This is a genomic window from Bradyrhizobium sp. WBOS08, from assembly GCF_024585125.1.
Lineage (GTDB): Bacteria > Pseudomonadota > Alphaproteobacteria > Rhizobiales > Xanthobacteraceae > Bradyrhizobium > Bradyrhizobium japonicum_B.
The window spans coordinates 3,999,792-4,024,608 of the sequence record NZ_CP028988.1 but is presented as its reverse complement, the minus strand read 5'-3'; the positions used below and the strand labels follow the sequence as shown (position 1 = coordinate 4,024,608).

General features: G+C 65.4%; 26 protein-coding genes. 21 read left to right on the top strand and 5 right to left on the bottom strand.

All coding sequences use genetic code 11. The features are described from left to right. Positions 1-42: 42 nt before the first annotated feature. Together DCM80_RS19005 and mnmA are read right to left on the bottom strand one after the other, a co-directional pair. Entirely contained in the window at positions 43-681 is a 639-nt protein-coding gene (locus DCM80_RS19005; RefSeq protein WP_257193085.1) for a class I SAM-dependent methyltransferase, read from the bottom strand. 247 nt (positions 682-928) lie between these two features. Next, positions 929-2,110: a tRNA 2-thiouridine(34) synthase MnmA gene (mnmA, locus tag DCM80_RS19000; protein ID WP_257193083.1), complete on the bottom strand. Its 1,182-nt coding sequence runs from the start codon at positions 2,108-2,110 to the stop codon at positions 929-931. A 379-nt stretch (positions 2,111-2,489) separates the two neighbouring features. On the opposite strand from mnmA, the gene DCM80_RS18995 reads away from it, so the two are divergent. The 9 genes from DCM80_RS18995 to DCM80_RS18955 all read left to right on the top strand — a co-directional run bounded on the left by DCM80_RS18995 (position 2,490) and on the right by DCM80_RS18955 (position 12,248). Continuing rightward, positions 2,490-4,049, top strand: coding sequence for a flagellar hook-length control protein FliK (locus DCM80_RS18995; RefSeq protein ID WP_306594417.1), 1,560 nt, complete (start codon positions 2,490-2,492; stop codon positions 4,047-4,049). A 12-nt stretch (positions 4,050-4,061) separates the two neighbouring features. Further along, positions 4,062-4,766: a flagellar hook assembly protein FlgD gene (locus DCM80_RS18990; protein WP_028138284.1), complete on the top strand. Its 705-nt coding sequence runs from the start codon at positions 4,062-4,064 to the stop codon at positions 4,764-4,766. A 393-nt stretch (positions 4,767-5,159) separates the two neighbouring features. Next, positions 5,160-5,435, top strand: a complete 276-nt coding sequence (locus DCM80_RS18985) for a DUF1153 domain-containing protein (RefSeq protein WP_002714638.1) — start codon at positions 5,160-5,162, stop codon at positions 5,433-5,435. Positions 5,436-5,628: 193 nt separating this feature from the next. Next, positions 5,629-7,242 (top strand): flagellar basal-body MS-ring/collar protein FliF, encoded by a 1,614-nt coding sequence (gene fliF / locus DCM80_RS18980; RefSeq protein WP_257193080.1) that lies wholly within the window; start codon positions 5,629-5,631, stop codon positions 7,240-7,242. 32 nt (positions 7,243-7,274) lie between these two features. Beyond that, positions 7,275-8,372 carry a flagellar motor switch protein FliG gene (gene fliG / locus DCM80_RS18975; protein WP_028138286.1) on the top strand — a complete coding sequence of 366 codons (1,098 nt, stop codon included), beginning with the start codon at positions 7,275-7,277 and terminating at the stop codon, positions 8,370-8,372. Continuing rightward, positions 8,372-8,995 (top strand): FliH/SctL family protein, encoded by a 624-nt coding sequence (locus DCM80_RS18970; RefSeq protein ID WP_257193078.1) that lies wholly within the window; start codon positions 8,372-8,374, stop codon positions 8,993-8,995. The genes fliG and DCM80_RS18970 overlap by 1 nt, the downstream gene beginning before the upstream one ends. Before the next feature lie 3 nt (positions 8,996-8,998). Next, complete coding sequence (gene fliN, locus DCM80_RS18965) at positions 8,999-9,349, top strand: flagellar motor switch protein FliN (protein ID WP_028138288.1); 351 nt, start codon at positions 8,999-9,001, stop codon at positions 9,347-9,349. A 56-nt stretch (positions 9,350-9,405) separates the two neighbouring features. Continuing rightward, entirely contained in the window at positions 9,406-10,791 is a 1,386-nt protein-coding gene (locus DCM80_RS18960; protein ID WP_257193077.1) for a sigma-54-dependent Fis family transcriptional regulator, read from the top strand. 308 nt (positions 10,792-11,099) lie between these two features. Continuing rightward, positions 11,100-12,248: a M20 family metallopeptidase gene (locus DCM80_RS18955; RefSeq protein WP_257193076.1), complete on the top strand. Its 1,149-nt coding sequence runs from the start codon at positions 11,100-11,102 to the stop codon at positions 12,246-12,248. A gap of 123 nt (positions 12,249-12,371) precedes the next feature. On the opposite strand, the gene DCM80_RS18950 is transcribed toward DCM80_RS18955, so the two are convergent. The 3 genes from DCM80_RS18950 to dusA form a co-directional block, all read right to left on the bottom strand. Then, complete coding sequence (locus DCM80_RS18950; RefSeq protein ID WP_257176840.1) at positions 12,372-12,530, bottom strand: hypothetical protein; 159 nt, start codon at positions 12,528-12,530, stop codon at positions 12,372-12,374. 118 nt (positions 12,531-12,648) lie between these two features. Further along, on the bottom strand, positions 12,649-13,815 hold the full coding sequence (locus tag DCM80_RS18945) for a cytochrome P450 (RefSeq protein ID WP_257193075.1): 1,167 nt from the start codon (positions 13,813-13,815) through the stop codon (positions 12,649-12,651). Positions 13,816-13,948: 133 nt separating this feature from the next. Then, entirely contained in the window at positions 13,949-14,932 is a 984-nt protein-coding gene (gene dusA / locus DCM80_RS18940; RefSeq protein WP_257193074.1) for a tRNA dihydrouridine(20/20a) synthase DusA, read from the bottom strand. A 233-nt stretch (positions 14,933-15,165) separates the two neighbouring features. Here dusA and DCM80_RS18935 point away from each other — a divergent pair, with 233 nt between their 5' ends. The 12 genes from DCM80_RS18935 to DCM80_RS18880 all read left to right on the top strand — a co-directional run bounded on the left by DCM80_RS18935 (position 15,166) and on the right by DCM80_RS18880 (position 24,767). Continuing rightward, positions 15,166-15,906 carry a FadR/GntR family transcriptional regulator gene (locus tag DCM80_RS18935; RefSeq protein ID WP_257193073.1) on the top strand — a complete coding sequence of 247 codons (741 nt, stop codon included), beginning with the start codon at positions 15,166-15,168 and terminating at the stop codon, positions 15,904-15,906. A gap of 42 nt (positions 15,907-15,948) precedes the next feature. Next, positions 15,949-16,848 carry an NAD(P)-dependent oxidoreductase gene (locus tag DCM80_RS18930; RefSeq protein ID WP_257193072.1) on the top strand — a complete coding sequence of 300 codons (900 nt, stop codon included), beginning with the start codon at positions 15,949-15,951 and terminating at the stop codon, positions 16,846-16,848. 10 nt (positions 16,849-16,858) lie between these two features. After that, complete coding sequence (locus DCM80_RS18925) at positions 16,859-17,542, top strand: amino acid ABC transporter permease (RefSeq protein ID WP_257193071.1); 684 nt, start codon at positions 16,859-16,861, stop codon at positions 17,540-17,542. Positions 17,543-17,549: 7 nt separating this feature from the next. After that, the gene (locus tag DCM80_RS18920; protein WP_257193070.1) at positions 17,550-18,218 is read left to right on the top strand and encodes an amino acid ABC transporter permease; all 669 of its coding nucleotides are present in this window, start codon (positions 17,550-17,552) and stop codon (positions 18,216-18,218) included. Position 18,219: 1 nt separating this feature from the next. Continuing rightward, positions 18,220-18,975, top strand: coding sequence for an amino acid ABC transporter ATP-binding protein (locus DCM80_RS18915; RefSeq protein WP_257193068.1), 756 nt, complete (start codon positions 18,220-18,222; stop codon positions 18,973-18,975). A 19-nt stretch (positions 18,976-18,994) separates the two neighbouring features. Then, on the top strand, positions 18,995-19,789 hold the full coding sequence (locus tag DCM80_RS18910) for a transporter substrate-binding domain-containing protein (RefSeq protein WP_257193067.1): 795 nt from the start codon (positions 18,995-18,997) through the stop codon (positions 19,787-19,789). Between the two features lie 70 nt (positions 19,790-19,859). Continuing rightward, positions 19,860-20,306: a ribose 5-phosphate isomerase B gene (gene rpiB / locus DCM80_RS18905; protein ID WP_257193066.1), complete on the top strand. Its 447-nt coding sequence runs from the start codon at positions 19,860-19,862 to the stop codon at positions 20,304-20,306. Between the two features lie 297 nt (positions 20,307-20,603). Continuing rightward, on the top strand, positions 20,604-21,368 hold the full coding sequence (locus tag DCM80_RS18900) for a LuxR C-terminal-related transcriptional regulator (RefSeq protein ID WP_257193065.1): 765 nt from the start codon (positions 20,604-20,606) through the stop codon (positions 21,366-21,368). 130 nt (positions 21,369-21,498) lie between these two features. Then, positions 21,499-22,449, top strand: a complete 951-nt coding sequence (locus tag DCM80_RS18895) for an ABC transporter substrate-binding protein (RefSeq protein ID WP_257193064.1) — start codon at positions 21,499-21,501, stop codon at positions 22,447-22,449. After that, the gene (locus tag DCM80_RS18890) at positions 22,446-23,249 is read left to right on the top strand and encodes an ABC transporter ATP-binding protein (RefSeq protein ID WP_257193063.1); all 804 of its coding nucleotides are present in this window, start codon (positions 22,446-22,448) and stop codon (positions 23,247-23,249) included. The genes DCM80_RS18895 and DCM80_RS18890 overlap by 4 nt, the downstream gene beginning before the upstream one ends. Positions 23,250-23,316: 67 nt before the next feature. Next, entirely contained in the window at positions 23,317-24,009 is a 693-nt protein-coding gene (locus DCM80_RS18885) for an ABC transporter permease (protein ID WP_257193062.1), read from the top strand. Then, on the top strand, positions 24,006-24,767 hold the full coding sequence (locus DCM80_RS18880; RefSeq protein WP_257193061.1) for an ABC transporter permease: 762 nt from the start codon (positions 24,006-24,008) through the stop codon (positions 24,765-24,767). Before DCM80_RS18885 ends, DCM80_RS18880 begins: the two co-directional genes overlap by 4 nt. The last annotated feature ends 50 nt before the right edge of the window (positions 24,768-24,817 follow it).

Below are 24,817 nucleotides of genomic sequence, written 5' to 3'. Positions count from 1 at the left end.
GAAGGGAACGCGCCGGCCTCGGCGCGTGTTCCCGCGGCATGATCACGATTTGCGGTAGCGGATCAGCGAGAAGTGCCCCATCGGCGGCATCGGGCGGCGCTCGGCCAGCGTGATGCCGCCGTGCCTCGCCGCCCAGCCCTCGAGCCGGGCCCACGGGAATTCCGGGCGCCAGCCGAGACGGCGGGCGATCGGCGCGAAGGCGAGCTCGAACAATTTGCGCGGACCGCTCTCGGCACCGATGTGGTTGACCAGGATCAGCTCGCCGCCGGGCTTGAGCACACGCACGAACTCGTCGAGCGTGCCTTCGGGATCGGGCACGGCGGTGATGACGTATTGCGCCACCACAGCGTCGAAGAAGTCTGATGGGAAGGCGAGGTTCTTCGCATCCATCACCGAGAGCACCTCGACGTTGGAGAGCCGAAGCGTGCGCACGCGCGCCTGCGCCTTGCGCAGCATCGGCTCGGAAATGTCGACGCCGCAGATCCTGGTGGTGCGCGAATAATCGGACAGCGACAGCCCGGTGCCGACGCCGACGTCGAGGACGCGGCCGCCGATGCGATCGGCCTCGGCGATGGTCGACTGCCGTCCGGCGTCGAACACCTTGCCGAACACGAGATCATAGACCGGCGCCCAGCGGCCATAGGCCTTCTCGACCCCGGCCCGCGAGATGTCTGCTGCCATGCCCCCCTGCCCTGTCTTACTTCACCTCTCCCCGACGGGGAGAGGTCGGATTGCGCAGCAATCCGGGTGAGGGGCCGGGTGGCGTACGCTAGGACCATAACCCCTCACCCGGATCGCATCTATCGATGCGATCCGACCTCTCCCTGCGGGAGAGGTGAACCCAGCCCGACCAGCTGCGCAAGATCTCGTCATTGTCTTGCGCATGATCTTGCCGGAAAACCGCTCACACTTTTCCGGATCATGCTGCTCAGCCGCGCACCGCTTCCGCGAGCGGGCGCGATGTCGCGGCGCCCTGCTTCGCGGCGGCGCTCTGGATGAAGCCGCCGCCGAGCACGCGCGCCTGGCCGCTGGCTGCGTCGTAGAACACGCAGGCCTGGCCGGGCGAGACGCCCTCCTCGCCGGCGACGAGCTCGACCTCGTAATGGCCGCCTGCGCCGCGCAGCCAGGCCGGCTGCGGGCTGCGGGTCGAGCGCACGCGCACGAACAGTTCGAGACCGCCGCCGATGGCGCGGTCGATGTCGCCGTCGCCGATCCAGTTGACGTCGCGAAGTGCGATGCGGTGCATCTTCAGCGCATCGCGCGGGCCGACGACGACGCGGCGGGTCGCGGCCTCCAGCCGCACCACGTACAGCGGTGCGGATGCGGCGATGCCGAGGCCGCGGCGCTGGCCGACGGTGAAATTGGCGATGCCGTTGTGGCGGCCGAGCACGTGTCCATCGAGATCGACGATCTCGCCGGGATCCATCGCGTTCGGCCGCAGGCGCGTGATGATGTCGGTGTAGCGCCCGGTCGGCACGAAGCAGATGTCCTGGCTGTCGTGCTTGTCGGCGACGCTAAGGCCGAAGCGGCGCGCGAGCTCGCGCGTCTCCGGCTTGGTCATGTCGCCGAGCGGGAAGCGCAGGAAGTCCAGCTGCTCCTGCGTGGTCGCGAACAGGAAGTAGCTCTGGTCGCGGTCGGGGTCGGCGGCGCAGACCAGCGCGCGCGAGCCGTCCTGGCGGCGGCGCGAGGCGACGTAATGGCCGGTGGCGAGCGCCTGTGCCCCGAGCTCGCGCGCGGTCTTCAGCAGGTCGCGGAACTTGACGCTGCGGTTGCACTCGATGCACGGCACCGGCGTCTCACCGAGCGCGTAGCTATCGGCGAAATTGTCGATGACGGATTCGCGGAAGCGGTCCTCGTAATCGAGCACGTAATGGGGAATGCCGAGCTTGGCGGCGACGTCGCGGGCGTCGTGGATGTCCTGGCCGGCGCAGCAGGCGCCCTTCCGGTGGGTCGCCGCTCCATGGTCGTAGAGCTGCAGCGTGATGCCGACGACGTCGTAGCCTTCCGCCTTCAGAAGCGCAGCCGTCGTCGAGGAATCGACGCCGCCCGACATGGCGACGACGACCCTGGTGTCCTCGGGACGGCCTTCGAGATCCAGACTGTTGAGCATGGCCTTCAGGGGTTGTGACGGCGGCGCGCGGCGATCCGCGATTTCTTGCTCCTCGCGGGACATCGGCAATCCCCGGGAACTCGAGTTCCCGAAAGGCACGATTGCCCGGTCGAAAGCGGCTGAGAGTAACCTCTTTAATATAGGCGGCATTCCGGTGAAGCAATCACGCGGGCGGCCGGCTTAGGGCAATTCTTGCCGGGGAGGCAGAAATGGCGGGGCTGCGGCGGGTGCGGCAGCAGCGCCCGCAAACCACTAAGATATTGATTATATTGTATAAAGATGCAGACAGCGACGCTGGCCCGCTCCTTGCTCCCCTGATGCCGCAGATGTTTCCAAGGGGTTGCCTGTGGTCGGTCGTACGTCAGAAGTCGCGGCAAGCGTGCAAGTTTCGAGCGCGCAGCAAAAGCCTGCCCGGTCGCAGAGCGGCAAGGAGGCGTCCGCCCACGATTCCTTCGGCTCGCTGGTCGACAGCAACACCCAGGCGGTCAACGCCAACGCGGCCGCGCAGGTCGCGGACAGCGCGCCGCGGCGAAGCGAGTCGTCCACCGCGGACAAGGGCCCGCGCGAGCCCTCATCGGCCGATCAAGCCTCGCAGAGCAAGTCGAGCGACGACGCCGATGCGCCGGCGTCCACCAGGGCCGACGAGGCGAGCGACACCCCCGCCGATGCGCCCGAGGACACCGGCAAGGTCAAGGACAAGTCCGAGACCTCCGACGCCAAGTCAGCCGATGCGTCCGAGCAGACCAAGGGCGACAAGACCGAGGCAAGCGATGCGGTCGCGGCCAACGTCGAGGCCGCGCCGGCCGATACAGCGCAGGCGGCCCTGCCGGATCCGAACGCGATCGCGGTTGCCGCGCCGGTGGTCCCCACCGATCCGAACGCGGCGGCGAACCAGGCCGCCACCTCCTCGCCGCTGACGATCGCCGCCGCCGGCCTTGCCGCCAGCGCCTCGACCGCGGCGCAGATCGCGGGCACCACGACCGACACCGCAACGCCGGGCGACAAGAGCGCCAAGACCGCCGGCGCCCAGGTCGATGCCGACACCTCGGCGACGCTGGCCGATGCCGCGACCGGCGCCACCGGCGAGGTTACGGCCGAAGCCAAGCCGAATGGCGGACTGATCCCCGTCCATCAGGGCACGCCGAAGACCTCGTTCGAGGCCGTCGTCACCGCGCAGGGGCAGTCCAACGTCTCCAATATCGGCCAGGGCACCGGCACCGCCGCCCCGACGCAGGCAACGGGCCCGACGGCCGCCAATGCCGCGCATCCGCAAGACCCGAAGCCGCAGGCAGACGGCGCCGCGACCGAGGCCAAGCCCGGCGCCGCGGACCGGCCGGCCGACGCGATCCCGGCCGCGCCGGCCGCCCATGCCCATGCCAATGCGCACGCCGCCTTCAACACCACTGACGCGAGCGCGCAAGCCGCCTCCGCCGTGCAGGCACCGCTGACCAACACGACCTCGATCGCGTCCGCATCGACCGCGACGCTGACCGCGACCGCGGCCAGCTCTGCGGCAGTGCCGATCAACGGCGTGCCGGTCGAGATCGCGGCCGCGATCCGCTCCGGCAAGTCCCGGTTCGACATCAGCCTCGATCCGGCCGAGCTCGGCCGCATCGACGTGCGCATCAATGTCGACCGCGCCGGCAACGTCACCTCGCATCTCACGGTGGAGAAGCCGGAGACGCTGCAGATGCTGCGCCAGGACGCGCCGCAATTGCAGCGCGCGCTCGACGATGCCGGCCTCAAGACCGGCAGCAACGGGCTGTCCTTCAGCCTGCGCGACCAGAATTCGTCGGGCCAGAACTCCGGCCAGAACAACGACAATGGCGGCAATGCCCGCCGGCTGATCATCAGCGAGGACGACACCGCCGCCGCGCCCGTCGGCCGCAGCTATGGCCGCATGTACGGGCCGAGCAGCGGCGTCGATATCAGAGTGTAAGGAGTATTCGACATGACCACCACGACTGGCGCCACGGCCCCCAGCGTCGTCTCCGGGACGACCGAGCTGCCGAAATCCTCCTCGTCGAACACGCTGAGCTCGACCACGGGATCGACGCTCGCCGGCAACTTCCAGACCTTCCTGACGCTGCTGACGACGCAGCTGCAGAACCAGAACCCGCTCGATCCGCTCGACACCAATCAGTTCACCCAGCAGCTGGTGCAGTTCGCCGGCGTCGAGCAGCAGCTCAAGACCAACGATGCGCTGGCCCAGCTCGTCGCTCTGCAGCAGACCACGCAGGCGACCCAGGCGCTGGGCTTCGTCGGCAAGACCGCCCTGGTCGACGGCTCGACCGCGAGCATGACCAACTCCACGGCTGTCTGGCATCTCAACGTGCCGACCGACTCCACGGTCGAAATCTCCATCGCCAATTCGAGCGGCCAGACCGTGTTCAACGGCAAGTACACCGCGGCCGCCGGCAACGACATCCCCTTCACCTGGAACGGCATGGGCAATGACGGTACCCAATGGCCCGACGGCAAGTACACCATCTCGGCCACGGGCAAGGACGTCGCGAACAACAATGTCGGCATCGCCGCGCAGGTGCAGGGCGTAGTGTCGTCGGTCGACCTGACCCAGTCGCCGCCGCTGCTCACCATCGACGGCGCCAGCTACACGCTCAGCCAGGTCAAGAGCATCATCGCGACTGGCAATTGAGGAAGGTCCGCCCGCCAAACACGATGTCATCCCCGCGAACGCGGAGATCCATAACCCCAGGACGTCGTTTTCGCGTGAAGTCGTAACCCCTGGTCGTCGTCAAACCACTTCCTGGGATTATGGATCCTCAGATGCGCAATTGCGCATCATAGCTCGCGTTCCGCGCGCCCCGGGACGACAGCTGAGAGAGCCCCTTGAGGGTCTCATTCGTTAGTAAAGTATTAACAAGACCCCCTCGACCGGCCCGGATGCCACCGTCCCGCCGGCCGACACGGCGTCGTTTCGGCATTTTCAACGAGAATTGTATTGAAGCCTTAGGCTTAGCGGATTTTTAAGCCGCCGGGCGTAGGGTTACGGATGTGAGTTCAGTGGTTGAGAGTTTGTGAGTACGCCATGACAGAACCCCATCGCCCGAGGGTAAAATACGTCATCGGGCCGGACGGCAGTCCGTTGACGATCGCGGATCTGCCTGCACCCGGCACCAAACGCTGGGTCATCCGCCGCAAGGCCGAAGTCGTCGCCGCTGTCCGTGGTGGACTTCTCTCGCTCGAGGAGGCCTGCAGCCGTTATACCCTGACGGTCGACGAATTCCTCTCCTGGCAGTTTTCCATCGACCAGCATGGTCTGGCGGGGCTTCGCACCACCCGTATCCAGCAATATCGCCAGTAGGCGATCCCGGAAATCTGCGGCTTTTGACGAAAATCGGCCTCGCAAAGCGAGGCCGATTTTTTTCATATCGCACTTTGGCGCGACTTTTGTCCGACCTCTTAACCTTCGTTAACCATATCGAAACCATCCCCTAGGCAATAATTGCCCAGTCGGCCCTTCCAGTGAAAGCGGCCGAATCTGTTGGGGCGGTTGCTTGCAAGGTCTTGCGGACTTTCTGAAGAGTATCGGCGCCGCCCGATTCGGGGCGATGATCGCGGTCACCGCCGCGCTCATCGGCTTCTTCGCGTTCGTCATCATGCGCGTCACCACGCCGCAGATGACGACGCTGTTCACCGACCTCAGCGTCGAGGATTCCTCCGGCATCATCAAGGACCTGGAACGCCAGGGCATCCAGTTCGAGATCCGCAACGAGGGCTCCATCATCATGGTGCCCAAGGACAAGGTCACGCGTCTCAGGATGAAGCTCGCCGAGGGCGGCCTGCCCAAGGGCGGCGGCGTCGGCTACGAGGTGTTCGACAAGTCCGACGCGCTCGGCACCACCTCTTTCGTCCAGAACATCAATCACCTTCGCGCGCTGGAAGGCGAGCTCGCCCGCACCATCCGCGCCATCGACCGCATCCAGGCCGCCCGCGTCCACCTGGTGCTGCCGGAGCGCCCGCTGTTCGCACGCGAGGCGCCGGAGCCGTCGGCCTCGATCGTGGTGCGCGTCCGCGGCTCGCTGGAAGCCCAGCAGATTCGCGCCATCCGCCACCTCGTCGCCTCCGCCGTCAACGGCCTGAAGCCGCAGCGGGTCTCGATCGTCGACGAGGCCGGCCAGCTGCTCGCCGACGGCGCGGCGACCGATCCGGAGCAGGCGGTCGGCGACGAGCGCCGCATCAACTTCGAAAAGCGGATGCGCAAGCAGGTCGAGGACATCGTCTCCTCCGTGGTCGGCTCGGGCCGCGCCCGCGTGCAGCTCTCCGCCGATTTCGACTTCAACAAGGTTACCCAGACCTCGGACAAGTACGACCCCGAAGGCCGGGTGCTGCGCTCCAGCCAGACCCGCGAAGAGCAGAGCATGACCGCCGACAACAACGGCCAGGTCACCGTCAACAACGAGCTGCCCGGCAACCAGCAGAACAGCGGCCCTACGGCCAAGGACCAGAGCAAGAAAACCGAAGAAACCAACAATTACGAGATCTCCCGCACCACCAAGACCGAGGTGACCGAGGCCGGCCGGGTCAACCGCATCTCGGTAGCGGTGCTGGTCGACGGCATCTATTCCAAGAACGACAAGGGCGAGCTGGCCTATCAGGACCGCAACAAGGAGCAGCTCGACCGCATCGCCGCGCTGGTGCGCTCGGCCATCGGCTTCGACCAGAAGCGCGGCGACCAGGTCGAGGTCGTCAATCTGCGCTTTGCCGATGCGCCCTCCACCGCTCCGATCGGCGAGCCCGGCGGCCTTCTCGGCATGCTGCAGTTCACCAAGGACGACGTCATGTACTTCGTCGAGCTCGGCGTGATGATGCTGCTCGGCCTGGTCGTGCTGTTCCTGGTGATCCGCCCGCTGGTCAAGCGCATCCTCGCCTCCGACGACGTCGCCGCCGCCATCTCCGGCGTCCTCACCGGTCCCGCGGCTTCGGAAGAGGCGGCACCGGCCGGCGGCCAGGCGATGCTGCCGAGCGGCGCCGCCAGCGCCATCGACGTCGCGACCATCCAGGGCCAGGTCCACGCCCAGTCCGTTCACCGCGTCGGCGAGCTCGCCGAGCGCAACCCCAACGAAACCGTCGCCATCATCCGCCAGTGGCTCACCGAGCCAACCAAGTAACCCACGCCAAGTGCATCAAGAAGTGATCTGACATGGCCGCCAGTCTGCAGAACGCCAACTCCAACGACATCACCAGCGTGATCTCCACGCTCGGCCAGCGTGCCGGCAGCCGCGCCGCCGAAGGCAAGGGCGCGGCGCAACTGACCGGCCCCCGCCGCGCCGCGATCCTGATGCTCGCTCTCGGCGAGCAATATGGCGGCAAGATCTGGGGCCTGCTCGACGACGACGAGGTGCGCCAGCTCTCGCTGGAAATGTCGACGCTCGGCACCGTCGAGGTCGACACCGTCGAGGACATGCTGCTCGAATTCGTCTCGCGCATGTCGGCCTCGGGCGCGCTGATGGGCAATTTCGACGCCACCGAGCGCCTGCTGCAGCAATACCTGCCGCCGGAGCGCGTCAACGGCATCATGGACGAGATCCGCGGCCCGGCCGGGCGCAACATGTGGGAGAAGCTCTCCAACGTGCAGGAAGAGGTTCTCGCCAACTACCTCAAGAACGAATATCCGCAGACCATCGCGGTGGTGCTGTCGAAGCTGAAGCCGGAGCACGCCGCGCGCGTGCTCGGCATCTTCCCCGAGGAGCTCGCACTCGACGTCGTCAATCGCATGCTGAAGATGGAGGCGGTTCAGAAGGAGGTGATCGAGAGCGTGGAGAAGACGCTGCGCACCGAATTCATGTCCAACCTGTCCCAGACCCGCCGCCGCGACGCCCACGAGGTGATGGCCGAGATCTTCAACAATTTCGACCGCCAGACCGAAACCCGCTTCATCACCTCGCTGGAGGAGGACAACCGGGAATCCGCCGAGCGCATCAAGGCGCTGATGTTCACCTTCGACGACCTCGTCAAGCTCGATTCCGGATCGGCCCAGACCCTGATGCGCAACGTCGACAAGGACAAGCTCGGCGTCGCGCTCAAGAGCGCCAACGAGGACGTCCGCAACTTCTTCTTCGGCAACATGTCCTCGCGCGCGGCCAAGATGCTCCAGGACGACATGGCGGCGATGGGCCCGGTCCGCCTGCGCGACGTCGACGAGGCCCAGGCGCTTCTGGTCAACCTCGCCAAGGACCTCGCCGCCAAGGGCGAGATCATGCTGACCAAGAACCGCGCCGACGACGAGCTGGTGTATTGATGGCCGCTCCGGCGAAATTCCTGTTCGACACCGACTTCGCGGCGCCCGAGCGGGCGACGCGCGAGAAGGCTGCGACCGCGGCCGAGATCGCCCAGAAAGTCGCGGAAGCCGAGGCGCGCGCCTATCAGGAAGGCTTCGCCGCCGGCCAGCGCGAAGCCAAGGCCGAGAGCGACCGCCGCGTCGCGCTCGCCATGGAAGAGATCAACATCGGTATCCGCGGCATCGCCGCCGGTATCGGCAACATCGAAACCAAGATGGAGACCGAGGCCGTCGACGTCGCGGTGGCGGTCGCGCGCAAGCTCTGCGCCGACCTCGTCGCCGCCGAGCCGCTCGGGGAGATCGTGGCGCTGGTCAAGGACTGCTTCTCGCATTTGGTCGCCACGCCGCATCTCGTCGTCCGCATCAACGATGCGCTCTACGACGCCGCCCGCGAGAAGATCGAGCGGCTCGCCAAGCAGAGCGGCTTCGAGGGCCGGCTGGTGATCCTGGCCGAGCCGGAGATTGCCACCAGCGACTGCCGGATCGAATGGGCCGATGGCGGCGTCGTGCTGGAGCGCGGCGCCATCGCGGCCAAGATCGACGAAATGGTCGGACGCTATGTCGCGTCCCGCAGGGGGAGTTAACCCATGAGCGACACCGACGGACAGGTCCCGCTGCCCGATCTCAACGGCCCGATGCCGCCCACCGGCACGGACGTCGGCTACAACGAGGACGAATATGCGGCGCGTGCCGCCGCCGACCTCGAGGCCGTGTTCGACGTGCCGGTACAGGTCTCGGCCGTGCTCGGCCGCTCCAAGATGGACGTCAGCGAGCTGTTGAAGCTCGGGCCCGGCACCGTGCTCGAGCTCGACCGCCGCGTCGGCGAAGCCATCGACATCTACGTCAACAACAAGCTGGTCGCCCGCGGCGAAGTCGTCCTGGTCGAGGACAAGCTCGGCGTCACCATGACGGAAATCATCAAGGCCGAACGCGGCTGACACGACACGCAAGGACATGACGCGCGGCAGCGCGACCAGACGGACAGGAGACTGACATGCGGCTTCTCATCGTTGGCACATTGAAGGGCCAGCTCACCACCGCCACCAAGATCGCGATGGAGAACGGCGCCACCGTGACCCATGCCGAGGATCACGAGCAGGCGATGCGGGTGCTGCGCGGCGGCAAGGGCGCCGATCTGCTGCTGGTCGACGTCGCCCTCGACATCCGCGACCTCGTGCTGCGGCTCGAGGCCGAGCACATCCACGCTCCGATCGTCGCCTGCGGCATCACCAACGACGCCCGCGCCGCGGTCGCGGCGATCCATGCCGGCGCCAAGGAATACATCCCGCTGCCGCCCGACCCCGAGCTGATCGCCGCGGTGCTGGCCGCCGTCGCCAACGATTCCCGCGAGCTGGTCTATCGCGACGAGGCGATGGCGAAGGTGATCAAGCTGGCGCAGCAGATCGCGGGCTCCGACGCCTCGGTGATGATCACCGGCGAGTCCGGCACCGGCAAGGAAGTGCTGGCCCGCTACGTCCACACCCGCTCGGCGCGCGCCAAGCGTCCCTTCATCTCGATCAACTGCGCGGCGATCCCCGAGCATCTCCTGGAATCGGAGCTGTTCGGCCACGAGAAGGGCGCCTTCACCGGCGCGATCGCGCGCCGCATCGGCAAGTTCGAGGAGGCCACCGGCGGCACGCTGCTGCTCGACGAAATCTCGGAGATGGACGTCCGCCTGCAATCGAAACTGCTGCGCGCCATCCAGGAGCGCATGATCGACCGCGTCGGCGGCACCAAGCCGGTGCCGGTGGACATCCGCATCATCGCGACCTCGAACCGCAACCTCGCGGAGGCGGTGCGCGAGGGTACGTTCCGCGAAGACCTGCTGTTCCGCCTCAACGTCGTGAACCTGAAGATCCCTCCGCTGCGCGAGCGCCCCGCCGACATTCTGGAGCTGGCCCAGCATTTCGTGAAGAAATACGCCGAGGCCAACGGCGTGCCGCTGCGCCCGATCTCGGCGGAAGCGCGCCGCGTGCTCTCGGCCAACCGCTGGCAGGGCAACGTCCGCGAGCTCGAGAACACCATGCACCGCGCGGTGCTGATGGCGCAGGGCGACGAGATCGGTGCCGACGCCATCATCACGCCGGACGGCGACCGCCTCGACCTCGCCAAGACGCCCCCCGCCGTGGCCCACGCCACGATGGCCGCCGAACAGGTGACGCGCGCGCTGGTGGGACGCACCGTGGCCGATGTCGAGCGCGACCTGATCCTGGAGACGCTCAAGCACTGCCTCGGCAACCGGACACATGCCGCCAACATCCTCGGCATCTCGATCCGCACGCTGCGCAACAAGCTCAACGAATATTCCGACGGCGGCATCCCGATCCCGCCGGCGGGCACCCCCGGCGAATATCCGCGGATGCCGGCGATGGGGGCGTAGGCGCTGCACGCCGATTGAGAATGCAAATGCCCGGGCTTGGTCCCGGGCAATTTGTTTTCGCGATAAGACAAATAGGCGCCACGCCCTCGGTGTCGTCCCTGCGAACGCAGGGACCCATAACCCCAGGGAGACGTTTGGCGAAGACTCGTCGTTCGGTACTCAGACCGGCCACATCGATAGATTCCGCGGTATGGGTCCCTGCGTTCGCAGGGACGACGGCGGTGGACATGGCGGCACCGCATTCCGCGACTAGGTGGCGGCGGCGCCAGGCTCTATAAACCCGCCTGAAAAACCACGCGAGGAACCACATGTCTGAAGCTCAAATCACGGACTGGCTGGCGTCGCAGAAGCAGGCAATGATCGATCTGCTTCGCGATGTCGTGAACATCGATTCCGGGTCCTATGACAAGGACGGCGTCGATGCGGTCGGTGCGCGGTTCGAGCGGCATTTTGCCGAGCACGGCATTCCGTGCCGCCGCGAGGCCAACGCCACCTTCGGCGATGCGATCCATGCCGAGGTGGCAAAGCCCGGCAGCAACGAGAAGCCGGTGCTGTTGATGGGGCATCGCGACACCGTGTTCGGCAAGGGCGAGGCCGGCCGCCGTCCCTTCACCATCCGGGATGGCCGCGCCTACGGACCCGGCGTCGCCGACATGAAATCCGGTCTCGTCATGAACGTGTTCGTTGCAACCGCCTTCCACAAATTCGGCGGCAACCCGCATCCGATCAAGCTGCTGATCACCTCGGACGAGGAGATCGGCTCGCCCTCGTCGCGCCCCGTGATCGAGCGCGAAGGCCGCTCCGCCCGCGCCGTGTTCAATTCCGAGCCGGGCCGCCCCACCGGCAACGTCGTCACGGGACGCAAGGGCGGCATCTTCATGCATCTCGGCATCACCGGCAAGGCCGCGCATTCCGGCGCCAACTTCGCCGCGGGCATCAGCGCGGTTGGCGAGCTCGCGCACAAGATCGTGCAGATCCACGCGCTGACCGATCTCGACAAGGGCATCACGCTGAATGTCGGCCTGGTCTCGGGCGGGCAGTCCGTCAACACCACGGCGCCCTACGCCGAGGGGCAGATCGACCTGCGCTATGTCGATCCGGCGGATCGTGCGAAGGTGATGGCAGCGATCGAGCAGATCGTCGCGACCTCCTACGTGCCGGGCACCAGCGCAACGCTGACGATCAAGGGCGAGTTCGTGCCGGTGGTGCAGAGCGCGGAATCCAAGACGCTGTTCGAGAGCTATCAGGCGGCCGCACGGCAGGTCGGCCTCGCCACGCTGCAGGGCGAGTTCTCCGGCGGCTGCGCCGATTCCGGCTTCACCGCCGCGGTCGGCACGCCGACCATCTGCGGCCTCGGCCCGGTCGGCGGCCTCGCGCACACGCCGGAGGAATATCTCGAGGTCGACAGCATCGTGCCGCGCGCGCAGGCGCTCGCGCTGGCGATCTCAAGGGGATGAATGCAGCTATTGTAGGGTGGGCAAAGCGTAGCGTGCCCACCACCTGTTGCTTCTGAGAAAGATCGTGGGCACGGCGCAAGTGCGCCTTTGCCCACCCTACGAGACTACGAGACCGGCCAGGCCCTACGAATAGCTCGGTGCATCCGGCTTGCGGAAGATGTGGATGGGATCGCCGGGGATGATCACCGGCTGGCCCGAGAACATCGCGTAGGCGTAGAGCGCGAGGTAGACGATCGCGAGCGCGCCGACGGCGTAGAAGGCGAAGGTCGCGATGCGCTTCATCGATCCGCTCCATGGCCGGCCCGAAACGGGATGGCTTCTCGCCGCTTCTAGAGCGATGAGGCGGAAAAGGCCAGCCCGCGCGCCCGCTTCAGGCGGCGATCAAGCGCCGCCTGCCGCCTTAATGCAGCCACCTCACCGGCAAGTTCTGCAAGCCCCGGAATGCCCAGCCGCCGATGCGCACGGGCTCGTCGTCGGCAAGCTCCAGCTCCTTCGCCCGCGCGAATACCGTCGGCAGCGCGACGTCGGCGATCATGGCGCGGGAGGCGAAGGCGCCGGCGCAGAAATGCGGGCCGGCACCGAACGCGACGCTCTTGGTCACGTCGCGGCGCACGTCGAACGCGTCGGCGCGGTCGAAGTGCTTCTCGTCGCGATTGGCGGAGCCGAACATCAGGAACACGCGCTCGTCGGTTTCGAAGGCGACGTCGCGGATGCTCCAGGGCTTTGCGATACGGCGCGGCGACATGCCGATCGGCGAGATCCAGCGGGCGTATTCCTCGAACGCCTGCAGCCAGGTCACCTCGCCCTTCAGAACCAGATCGAGCTGCTCGGGATGGGTCAGGAGCGCCCATATCGTGCCCGCGATCGCCTTGCGCGGTTCGTTCTGCCCGCCCGAGATCGCGAGCTTGACGTTGGCGCGCACGCTTTCCATCGGCATGCCCGAGGCAAGGAGAACCCCGAGGATGCTCTGGTCGGGATGCTTGCGCATCACCGGCAGGATGTCGTCGATCGCAGCGTCGATGCCCGACGTCGCGGCATGGCAGCGCGCCTCGACCGCGGGATCGCCGGCATAATTGGCGATGCCCTCGATCATGCCTTGCGACCAGGCGTCCATATCCTCAAAGCCGATATTGGTGAGGCCGGTGATCGACTTCAGGCATTCGCCCGAGTAGGGCAACGCGAAATCGCGCATGAAGTCGACCCGGCCGGGATTAATCGAAGCGAGGATGCGGTCGGCATGGGCCTGGAACTGCGCGGTCCAGTGCGCCTTCACCGTCTTCGGCGACACCGTCGGGAACATCGCGCGGCGCTCGACCTGGTGCGCCTCGCCGTCCTTGCGCATCATGTTGTGGCCCATCAGCCGGTTCATCAGGCCGGCGGGCTGGTGCGAAGAGAACACGTCGATCTGCTTCTCGGAGATCGAGATGTCGTCGCGGCTGGTGAGCAGCGTCGAGCCGAGCTGCGGCACGAAGGCGATCGGCGCCTCCTTGCGCATCCTTGCCAGCATCGGATAGGGATCGGCCCAGAAGGCGGCAGGATCGATGTCGATGCGCGGCGCCGTGCTCAAGCTTCGCTCCCTTGCTGCATCCCCGACGCTCTGCGCTCACGCCGCGCTTCGGGTCCGGATCAGCTCTTAGCGCGTTCAGGCCCCGCCGTCTGTCCCCAGCGATTGGGACAAGGCGGCCTCCCCGGCGCATCCGTTAGGCAGCCTGTCCGAATGCGACCTTGGCGATCGCATCGCTCAGCACATCGAAGCCAGCGCCGGGCCGGGTACCCTGCTCGGCGAGATGGCGGCGGAAGGCCCGCGCGCCGGGCACGGCATGAAATGCGCCGACGAAATGCCGCGTGATCGCATGCAGCCGCGTGCCGCGCGCGAGCTGCCGCTCGATATAGGGCATCATCGCCTCGAGCGCCGCCTGCATGGACTGATGCGGGGCCGCTTCTCCGAAGATCTCCCGGTCGACGGAGAGCAGCCGCCACGGTTCCTGATAGGCGGCGCGGCCGAGCATTGCGCCATCAACGTGCTCGAGATGCGCTTTCGCTTCCTCGATTCCGGGGATGCCGCCGTTGATGATGACGGGCACGTCGGGCATCGCACGCTTGAGCCGATAGACGCGGTCGTAATCGAGCGGCGGGATGTCGCGATTCTCCTTCGGCGACAGGCCGTTGAGCCAGGCCTTGCGGGCATGCACGATCAGCGCATCGCAGCCGGAGCCGACCACCGCGCGCGCAAGCGCATCGAGCGCCACTTCGGGATCCTGGTCGTCGATCCCGATGCGGCATTTCACCGTGACGGGAATCGCGACCGCACCCTTCATCGCCTCGACGCATCTCGCCACCAGCTCCGGCTCCGCCATCAGGCAGGCGCCGAAGCGGCCGTCCTTGACGCGGTCCGACGGGCAGCCGACGTTGAGGTTGATCTCGTCGTAGCCGGACGCCTCGCCGATCCGCGCAGCCTGCGCCAGCTCGTGCGGATCCGACCCGCCAAGCTGAAGCGCGACCGGATGCTCGACCGCGTCGAACCCAAGCAGCCGCTCGCGGTCGCCATGAATGATGGCGCCGGTCGTCAGCATCTCGGTATAGAGCAGCGCCCGCCGCGTCAGCTGGCGGTGGAACACCCGGCAATGCCGGTCGGTCCAATCCATCATGGGGGCGACGGAGAAACGATAGTCTTTATATTCCAATTACTTACCTGTCATTTCAGCAGACTAGATAGGAACAAGTGCACACGTGTGCACTCCAAACTAGCCAGAATTGCATGTTTGTACCGCATTTGATCTCCCGGTGCACACGTAGCTGAGCTCGCCAAGAGGGTCAGCAACGAGGGATTTCGATCAGCTCTTATGACGGATACGGCTTGACGTAACCACCTGGTCATCCTACTGGTCTGACCACAACAAGACCAAAAGGGAGCGTGATGGAGCTCAAGCGGGCTACGGAGGGCGAAAAAGGATTCGAAAAGGTGTTCGCCTTCCTGCGCGAACGCCTGCTCGCGGGCTCGCTCAAGCCGGGCGACCGCCTGATTTCCGAGCGCGAGCTGGCAACCCTGCTCGGCGTCAGCCGCCCGATCGTACGCGAGGCGCTACGCGCCCTCACCGTGCTCGGTATCGTCGAGATCCGGGACCGCATCGGCACCGTGGTGACACGGCCGGACGTCTCGGTGTTGAACGACTTCTTCACCTTCGCCCTCGCCCAGCAGGCGGACATGCTCGACGACGTCATGCAGGCGCGCGTTGCAATCGAATGTCAGGCAATCCGCCTCGCCTGCGAACGCGCCAACATCGCCGATTTCGAACGGCTGCAGCGCGCCCTCGCCAGGATCGGCGAGACCATCGACGAACCCGACGCCGGAGGCATGGCCGACTTCGAATTCCATCGCACCATCGTGGTCGCCTCGCATTCGGAGACGCTGACAGTCCTGCACGGTTCATTGGCGGGCCTCTTGACGCATTCGCATCGCAGTCGTCGCGAACTGGTGCAGGCCTTCCCGTCGATGAAGAATTATCTGATCGACGACCACCGCCGCATCTTCGAAGCCGTCATCGCGCGTGATCCCGAGCGCGCGGATGCGACGTTGCGCAAGCATTTCGCCATCGGCGACGAATACCGCAGGCGCGCCGTCGTCGGCGACATCGACAAGACCAGCACCTCACGCTGATCGCTGACGAACAAGAAACTGACCAAGAAGCGGATCGACAACATGGGACGGGACGACAAGGGAAGCGTCGGCTTCATCGGCATCGGCACGATGGGCCGCGAGATGGTGCGCAACCTGCTGAAAGCCGGGCATAGGGTGCACGCCTTCGATCTCGACGAGGCTGCCCTGGCCGACAGCGTCAAGGAAGGCGCGAGGCGTGCCAGCAGCCCTGCGGATGCTGCTGAAGGTGCCGATCTCGTCATCACCATGCTGCCCGACACGCCCCATGTCGAGGCAACCGTTTACGGCGAGGAGGGCCTGCTCAAGTCGCCACCGCCCGGCAAGCTGGTCGTCGATATGAGCACGATCTCGCCGGTCGCGGTCCGCCGCATCCATGCCGACCTGCAGAAGATTGGCGTCGGATTCGTGGACGCGCCGGTCTCGGGCGGGCCGGTCGGCGCCAAGAACGCCGCGCTCTCGATCATGGCTGGCGGCGATGCGGATGCGTTCGCCAAGGCCGAGCCATTTTTCCGCGCGATGGGCACGACCATCACCCATGTCGGCGCATCCGGCGCCGGACAAACGGTCAAGCTCTGCAATCAGCTGATCTGCAGCATCAACATCCAGGCGATCTGCGAGGCGCTGGCGCTCGGCCGAGCTTCCGGGCTCGACCTCAACCTACTGCGTCGTGTCCTGCTCGGCGGCTCCGCCGCCTCTTGGATGCTCGACAAGCTCGGCCCTGCGATGATTGCGGGCGATGTCTCCGCCGGCTTCAGGATCGATCTCCAGCTCAAGGACCTCCGCTTGGTGCAGGAACAAGCCCAGGCGCTGAATGTGCCCCTGCCCGGCACCGCGCTCGTCACCAGCCAATATGTCGACGCGCGCGCCCACGGCGAAGGCAGCAACGGCAACCAGGCGCTGTTCCGCGTCTATGACCGCATGACCAACCAGACCACCGGCTGAAGACACGGCGATGAGCCTGCAACTCGACTTTCCCGCAGTGCTGGAGCGTTGGCCGAGCTTTCTCGCCGGCGCCGTCCTCACGCTGGAGCTGGCGGCGTTCGCGACGGTGCTGGGCGCCTTGCTCGGCACCCTCGCGGCGGTCGGTCGCGGCACGCACAATGCGTTGATCGCGGGCGCCTGCAAGGCCTATGTCGAGACCATCCGCAACACGCCGCTTCTGGTGCAGATCTTCCTGGTCTATTTCGGCCTCGCCAGCCTCGGGCTGAAATTGTCCGCTTTCGCGGTGGCCGTGGCCGCGCTGACGATCAATGTCGGCGCCTACACCGCCGAGATCATGCGCGCCGGCTTCGAGGCGATCCCGCGCGGCCAGATCGAAGCCGCCGAAGGGCTGGCGCTCTCGCGTCTGCAGATCTACTGGCACATCATCCTGCTGCCGGCGATCGAGAAGGTCTATCCGGCGCTGACCAGCCAGTTCGTGCTCTTGATGCTGGCGTCCTCGGTCTGCTCCCAGATCTCGGCCGAGGAGCTCACTGCGGTCGCCAACTACATCCAGTCGGACACCTATCGCGCCTTCGAGACCTACATCATCGTTGCCGTGCTCTACGTCATCCTCTCGTTGGTGATGCGCGCCGGCTTCTGGGGCCTCGGCCTCGTGCTGTTCCCGCGCCGGCGCCGGCTCGGCACGCCGCTGTGAGATGACCATGGGCGGACATCTCAACATCAATCATCTCATGTTCCTCGGCCAGGGCGCGCTGTGGACCATCGGCCTGTCGCTGATCGCGCTGGTCGGCGGCGGCATCGTCGGCTTCGTGATCGCGCTGGCGCGGATCTCGCCGCTCAAATCGGTCCGGATCGCCAGCGCCGTCTATGTCCAGCTCATCCAGGGCACGCCGCTGCTCGTCATCCTGTTCCTCGGCTATTTCGGCCTCGCCGCCATCGGCCTCAAGGTCTCGCCGCTCGTCGCCGCCGGCGCCTCGCTCACGCTCTACGTGGCCGCCTATCTCGGCGAGATCTGGCGCGGCTGCATCGAGTCCGTGCCGAAGCCGCAATGGGAGGCTGCCGAGGGGCTGGCGCTGAGCCGGACCCAGCGCATGATCAAGGTGATCCTGCCGCAGGCGATCCGCATCGCGACGCCGCCGACCGTCGGCTTCACGGTACAGATCATCAAGAACACCTCGCTCGCTTCCGTCGTCGGCTTCGTCGAGCTGATGCGCTCGGGTCAGATCGTCAACAACTCGCTGTTCGAGCCGTTCGCCATCTACGCCATCATCGCCGTCACCTATTTTGCCATGTGCTATCCGCTGTCGTTGCTCAGCCAGAGGCTGGAACGGCGGATGGGGCGCGGCAGATCCAACCTCGCACCGGCCTGACATGCAGCAGAACCTCTCCTCCGATCCCATCGTGTCGCTCAGCAACGTGCAGAAGAGTTTTGGCCAGCTCCGCGTGCTCGACGGCGTCTCCTTCGCCGTCGCGCGCGGCGAAGTGCTGGCGCTGATCGGCCGCTCCGGCTCCGGCAAGAGCACCGCGCTGCGCTGCATCGACCGCTTCGAAAAGGTCGACGGCGGCGAGATCGTCGTTTGCGGGCATCGCGTGGACCGCCCCGACGTGAACTTGCGCGCATTGCGCCAGGACGTCGGCATCGTGTTCCAGAGCTACAACCTGTTTCCCCATCTCACGATCGAGCAGAACATCACGCTCGCGCCTTGCGCGGTGAAGGGCATGGCGACAGCCCAGGCCAGGGATCTCGCACGAAAAGTGCTGGCGCAGGTCGGGCTCGAGGAGAAGCTGCACGCCTATCCCGAGCAGCTCTCGGGCGGCCAGCAGCAGCGCGCCGCGATCGCCCGCTCGCTCGCGATGCAGCCCAAGGTGATGCTGTTCGACGAGGTCACCTCCGCGCTCGATCCCGAGCTCACCGGCGAGGTGCTGAAGGTGATCGAGCAGCTCGCGGCGGACGGCATGACCATGGTGATGGTCACCCACGAGATGGGTTTCGCCAAGGGCATCGCCGACCGGATCGTGTTCATGCATCGCGGCAAGGTCCATGAGACCGGACCTGCCTCGATCCTGACGTCGCCGACCACGCCCGAGCTCACGCAATTCGTGGGGACGGGAAATCTAAAATCATAACAAGAGAGGAGAACCAGGGATGACAAACAAGATAATGCTGGGAACTGCCGCCGCGTTGTGCGGCCTCATCATGATGGTGGCAACGCCGGCATCGGCCGACCTGCTCGACGACATCATGAAGGCGAAGAAGATCCGCATCTCGACGGACCTCGCCATTCCGCCCTCGGGCATGATGGACTCCACCATGAAACCGACAGGCTCCGACGTCGAGGTGGCCCAGCTGCTCGCCAAGGACTGGGGGCTCGAGCTCGAATTCATCCAGACCACCGGTGCAACCCGCATTCCCAACGTCCTGACCGGCAAGGCCGACATCATCATCTCGACCCTGTCGGTGACGCCTGACCGCGCCAAGGTGATCGACTTCACCAAGCGCTATGCGACGCTGCAGTCCGATGTCGGCTGCCTGAAATCCTCGACGGTGAAGGACTGGCCCGATCTGAAGGACAAATCGATCGGCGTCTCACGCGGCACCACGCAGGACACCACCCTGTCCAACATGAAGGATAAGGACCTCAAGATCGCGCGCTATGACGACGACGCCACCATGGTTACGGCGGCGGTCTCGGGCCAAGTCGACTGCGTCGGCTCGTCCGCGACGATCATCAACCAGATCGGCGTGAAGAATCCTTCGCGCGTGTTCGAATCCAGGATTCCGCTGGCGACCTTCGATCTCGCCATCGGCCTGAAGAAGGGCGAGCAGCCCCTGATGGACAAGCTCAACGCCTGGATCACCGAGAACGTCAAGAACGGCAAGCTCAACGCGATCTACAAGAAATTCCACGGGGTCGATCTTCCGGCGGACATGCGTAGCTGAACCACAGGAAAGACATCGTGACAGCCGCACGCGGCTGTCACGATCAATGCAAGATCAAGAAGGACATTACATGCGTCTCGTCATCGGATCCGACCACGCCGGCTGGCCGCTCAAGCAGACGGTCATCGACCACATCCGCAAGCTCGGCCACGAGGTCATCGACGTCGGCTCCTATGACGACAAGCCGGTGGATTTTCCCGATATCGCGCGGGCCGTGGCGGCGAAGGTGACGTCGGGCGAAGCCACACGCGGCATCATGGTGTGCGGCACCGGCGTCGGCGCCTCGATCGCCGCCAACAAGATGAAGGGCATCCGCGCCGCGGTCTGCCACGACGTCCATTCCGCCCATCAGAGCGTCGAGCATGACGACGTCAACGTCATGTGCATCGGCGCGCAGATCGTCGGCGCCTGGCTTGCCGTCGATCTCGTCTCCTCATACCTCTCCGCCGAATTCTCCACCGACGAGGATTTTCGCCGCCGGGTGGAAAAGCTGCGCGTCATGGACGAGCAAGGCTGACGGCTCGCGGGTGCCGAGGCGCACTCGCGGTCAGCGCCGATGGCGTCCGCCTGTATGCCCACGCCCCACGCATGAGGCTGGCACCGGGTAGCTACTCGGCCCCAGATGCTATTCTTCGTCCCTAGCGCAAATGGCGACACCCTCGACGGCAAGCCGAGCGGAAAAGTCGGCAAAGCCGCCCCCCAAGATCCCCCGGATCCTCCCGGTTTGACCGCCCCCTGAGGCGGGCCGAGGACATCTGGGGGTGCTGGACAGCCGAGTCGGTGGGAGCCTATTCTTGGCGAGGGAGGACCTCAAATGCAGATCAGCACGAGGAAGCAGCGCACCTTGTCCGGAATCATAGGGCTGCTTTCGGCCACGCATGAAACTGGCCGCGAACTGAGAACGGTCATTGGCCCCTTGCTGCTGGACCTGCTCGATGCCGATTTCTACGCATCCTACGCGTGGAACGCGCAAAAACAGGCCTTCGAGTTGGGCGTCTCCGTCAATCTGGACGCAGCGTGTGTTCAGACCTACGAGCGCTATTTTCAGCACCGCCACAAGGAGCGGCTGCCGCACTGGCTGCTCCGGGGCGTCCATCCCGTCAGCGCGCTCATTTCACACCGCGAGCTGATGCGGACGGAAATCTACAATGAATTCCTGCGCCCCTTCGGGCACTATTACGGCATCAATCTGTTTGCGTTCGACGGTGCCGACAGTATCGGCGATGTCAGAATCTGGCGGCGAAAGGGGCGGCCCGACTTCGGCAATGCGGAGGTCGAGCTTCTCAGGTTGATCGAACCCGGGTTCACCCAGGCCTTGAAGCGCACCGCCCTCTCCGGGACGCCCGCAACACGGGCGAGAGAGCCGGCCAAATTGTCACCGCGCGAGGCGGCCGTGGCCGAGCTGGCCGCGAAAGGCCTGGCCGACAAACAAATCGCCCAACGTCTCAATGTGAGTTTTGGCACGGTCAGGACCCATCTGGACAACGCCTTTGCAAAGCTGGGTGTTCGCAATCGCACCCAGCTCGCGTCTTTGCTCCACGCCGTGGAGGCATTGCGCCAACCTCGCACGACGCATTGAGGATCTCGCGGTTTCTCCATAGCGCTTTTCGATCTGCTCGACTTATCGAGGCAGCATCGCCTCCCCAATCTTGGGGAGATGGTCGGACGGCCGCGCCCTGCTATCCTCTCGGCATCTCCGGGAAAAGCAGATGCAGAAACGTAGCGCCCTTTCTAGTTTAGCCAGGACCTCTTTGGCGGCATTGGCCATTCAACTTGCGTTTGCAGGTATTGCAGCAGCGCAAACCAAGATCACTATCGGCGTGCCGCCCGTGCCCGAATTCGTTCTACCGATGATCGCGGTCGAGAAGGGCTATTTCAAAGACCAAGGCATCGACGCGACGATCAGGATCATTCCGGGCGGACAATCGATGCCGGCGGCGCTTCAGTCCGACTCGCTTCAGATCGCGGCGCTGAGCACGGCGTCCCTGATTCAAGTCACCGACAGCGGCCTCGATCTCGTCGTCGTTTCGGGAGGCGCGATCGCTTCGGTCGACGACACCAATTACGGGATCGTCGCTGGCGCAAATTCCGGCATCGAGAAGCCGGAGGATTTCATCGGCAAGAAGATCGGAACTCCGGGCCTGGGGACCTTCTTCCACATCATGGCTCGCGAATGGTTTCGCCGGAAGGGCGTCGACTGGCGGAAGATCACGTTCGTCGAAAGCACGTTTCCGCAACTCGCCGATCTCCTGAAGGCGCGTACGGTGGACGCCGTGCTCTCGACAAATCCCTTCCTGCAGCGCGCCGCTGCGCCCGGGATTGGCGGCAAGGTCTTCCATATCGCCGCCGATCTGCCGGATCGCCTGCCGCCGTTCGTCTATGCCAGCAGCAGAGCCTGGGCCGACGCGCATCGCGAGGCGGCCGCCGGCTTCAAGCTCGCCATGGACAAGGCGGTTGCCTTTGAGCAAGGCGACTTGCCTGCCACCCTCGAGATCTTCGGCAAGTACGTGAAGATGCCGCCGGAGGTGCTGAAGACGCTGACCATCAACAAGCTGGACACGAATGTCACGCCGCAGCAGGTCCAGCTCTGGGCCGACATGATGGAGAAGCAGGACATGCTGCGAAACTTCAAGTCACCTGACGCGCTCTTTCGGAAATGAATCACGTCGGTCCTCTCCTTGCGCCGGTCAACGCGACCCGCGCAGCCCCTGCCATTGCATTCGACGATATCCGCCTCGATCTCGGCGGCAAGTGCATCATCGAAGGGCTCTCGTTCACGGTCGCGCAGGGCGAATTCGCCTGCGTTGTCGGCCCGTCCGGCTGCGGCAAGACAACGTTGCTGCGACTGGTAACCGGGCTGTTGTCGCCCAGCCGAGGCGAGGTTCGACGCCTCGGCAACGCGGTGCACGGTCCATCGCGCGAGGTTGCGATCGTGTTTCAGGATTATGGGCGCGCTCTCCTGCCCTGGCGGACGGCGGCCGGAAACATAGGTCTTGCCCTGGAAGCCATGGGCACGCCGCGCCAAGAGCGCGCCGGGCGCATCGCCACCCTGCTCGACAAGGTCGGCCTCGGCGGGCATGGCGACAAATATCCCGCTCAATTGTCCGGCGGCATGCAGCAGCGCGTGCAGATCGCGCGCTGCCTGGCCCAGGAGCCGCGCATTCTTCTGATGGATGAGCCGTTCGGCGCGCTCGACGCACTCACCCGACAGGCCCTCCAGGACGAGATCGCGGGGCTCGTCAGCGACAGCGGAGCGACCGCGCTCTTCGTCACGCATGATCTCGACGAGGCGATCTATCTCGGCGATCGCGTGTTTGCGCTCGAAGCCAATCCAGGCCGCCTGGCCGACGTCATCGACGTCGGATTGGCAAGGCCGCGCGATCAGCTGCAGACGCGCGAGCATCCGGAATTCCTTCGGCTTCGTCACGTCCTGTTCGACCATGTCCAGAAGTCGCATTGAGATCCTGCTGCATGCCCTCCCGGCATGGCTGGTGCCGCTCGGTCTCCTCGCGGGGATCGAGATCGCGATGCGCGCCTCCGGCATTCAGAGCGACGGCCTCGCGTTGCCGACGCAGATTGCAGCCGCTCTGGTCGCCGCCATTGCCGACGGCGAGATCTTCGTCCGCACCGCCGAGACGATGGGCGCGATCGCCATCGGCGTTCCCGCAGGGGGAATGCTGGGTCTGTTGCTCGGCGTATGGCTTGGCCTGTCCCCCCGAGCGGGACAGCTCGCTTCATTGTCCATCGAGTTGTTCCGCCCGATCCCGCCGGTTGCCGTCATTCCCCTGATGATGCTGATTTACGGCCTCGGCATCCGGATGGAGGCCGCGATCATTGCCTTTGCATGCTTCTGGCCGATGCTGCTGCTGAGCCGCGACGCAGTGTTGGGCGTCGAGCCGCGCCTCGTCGAAGTCGCCCGGATGCTCGGTATGCCCTATCGCAAACAGATCACGAAGATTGCGCTTCCGGCGGCGCTTCCGAGAATATTCACCGCGGTACGGCTGACGCTGGGCATTGCCCTGATCGTGGCGGTGACAACCGAGATCGCGGCTAACCCGTTCGGGCTCGGCTATGCGATCATTTCGGCCGGGCTGAGCCTGCGTCCCGAGGTGATGTACGCCTTCCTGACTTGGCTTGCTATCCTCGGCTGGTTGCTCAATGCCGGCCTGATCGCGCTGCATCATCGCCTGTTCGGCGCCGCCTATGGAGACGTTGCATGAGCAACCGGTCTCTGCGAGCCGGCTCGGTTCTCGTGACGTTCGCAATCTTTCTGCTGTGGCAGCTGACGACGGCGAGCGGCCTGGTACGACCGATCTTCCTGCCCTCGCCCTCATCGACCTTCACCAATCTCTGGCAGGGTCTGACCCGCGGCGATCTCTTTGCTCTCACAGTCTCCACAATGGAGCGGATGATCTATGGCTGGATGCTGGCCTCACTCGGCGGCATCTTGCTCGGCGCCCTGATCGGCTTGTCGCCGCGCGCACGCTACTGGCTGATGCCGACGCTCGAACTGCTGCGTCCGCTCCCGGCTTCAACGCTTCTGCCCGTCGGCATCGCCTTGTTCGGCCTTCAACCGGGCATGTTGCTCGGCATTATCGCCTTTGGTGCGGTCTGGCCTGTGCTCTTGCCGACCATTCATGGCTTCAGCGCGATCGATCCGCGCCTGCGTGAGGTCGCCAGGAACCTCGGCATTGGACCGCTCGGCTTCGCCATCAAATTCGGCCTGCCTAACGCGCTACCGGACGCAATCGCGGGAATGCGGCTGTCACTGACCGGCTGCCTGATCATCACGGTGGTCGGCGAAATGATCACGGCACAGGAGGGGCTCGGCGCGACCATCATGATGGCTGCGCGCTCCTTTCGCAGCACCGATCTCTATGCCGGGATCATCCTGCTCGGGGTCGTCGGCGCCATCAACAATACCCTGCTCGGCTTCATCGAACGCGCGCTCACGCCCTGGCGCGCCGTTCGCTCATGACATGAGACATCTCCAGGAGGAACCCGTCAATGAACAGGATCTTTGGCTTC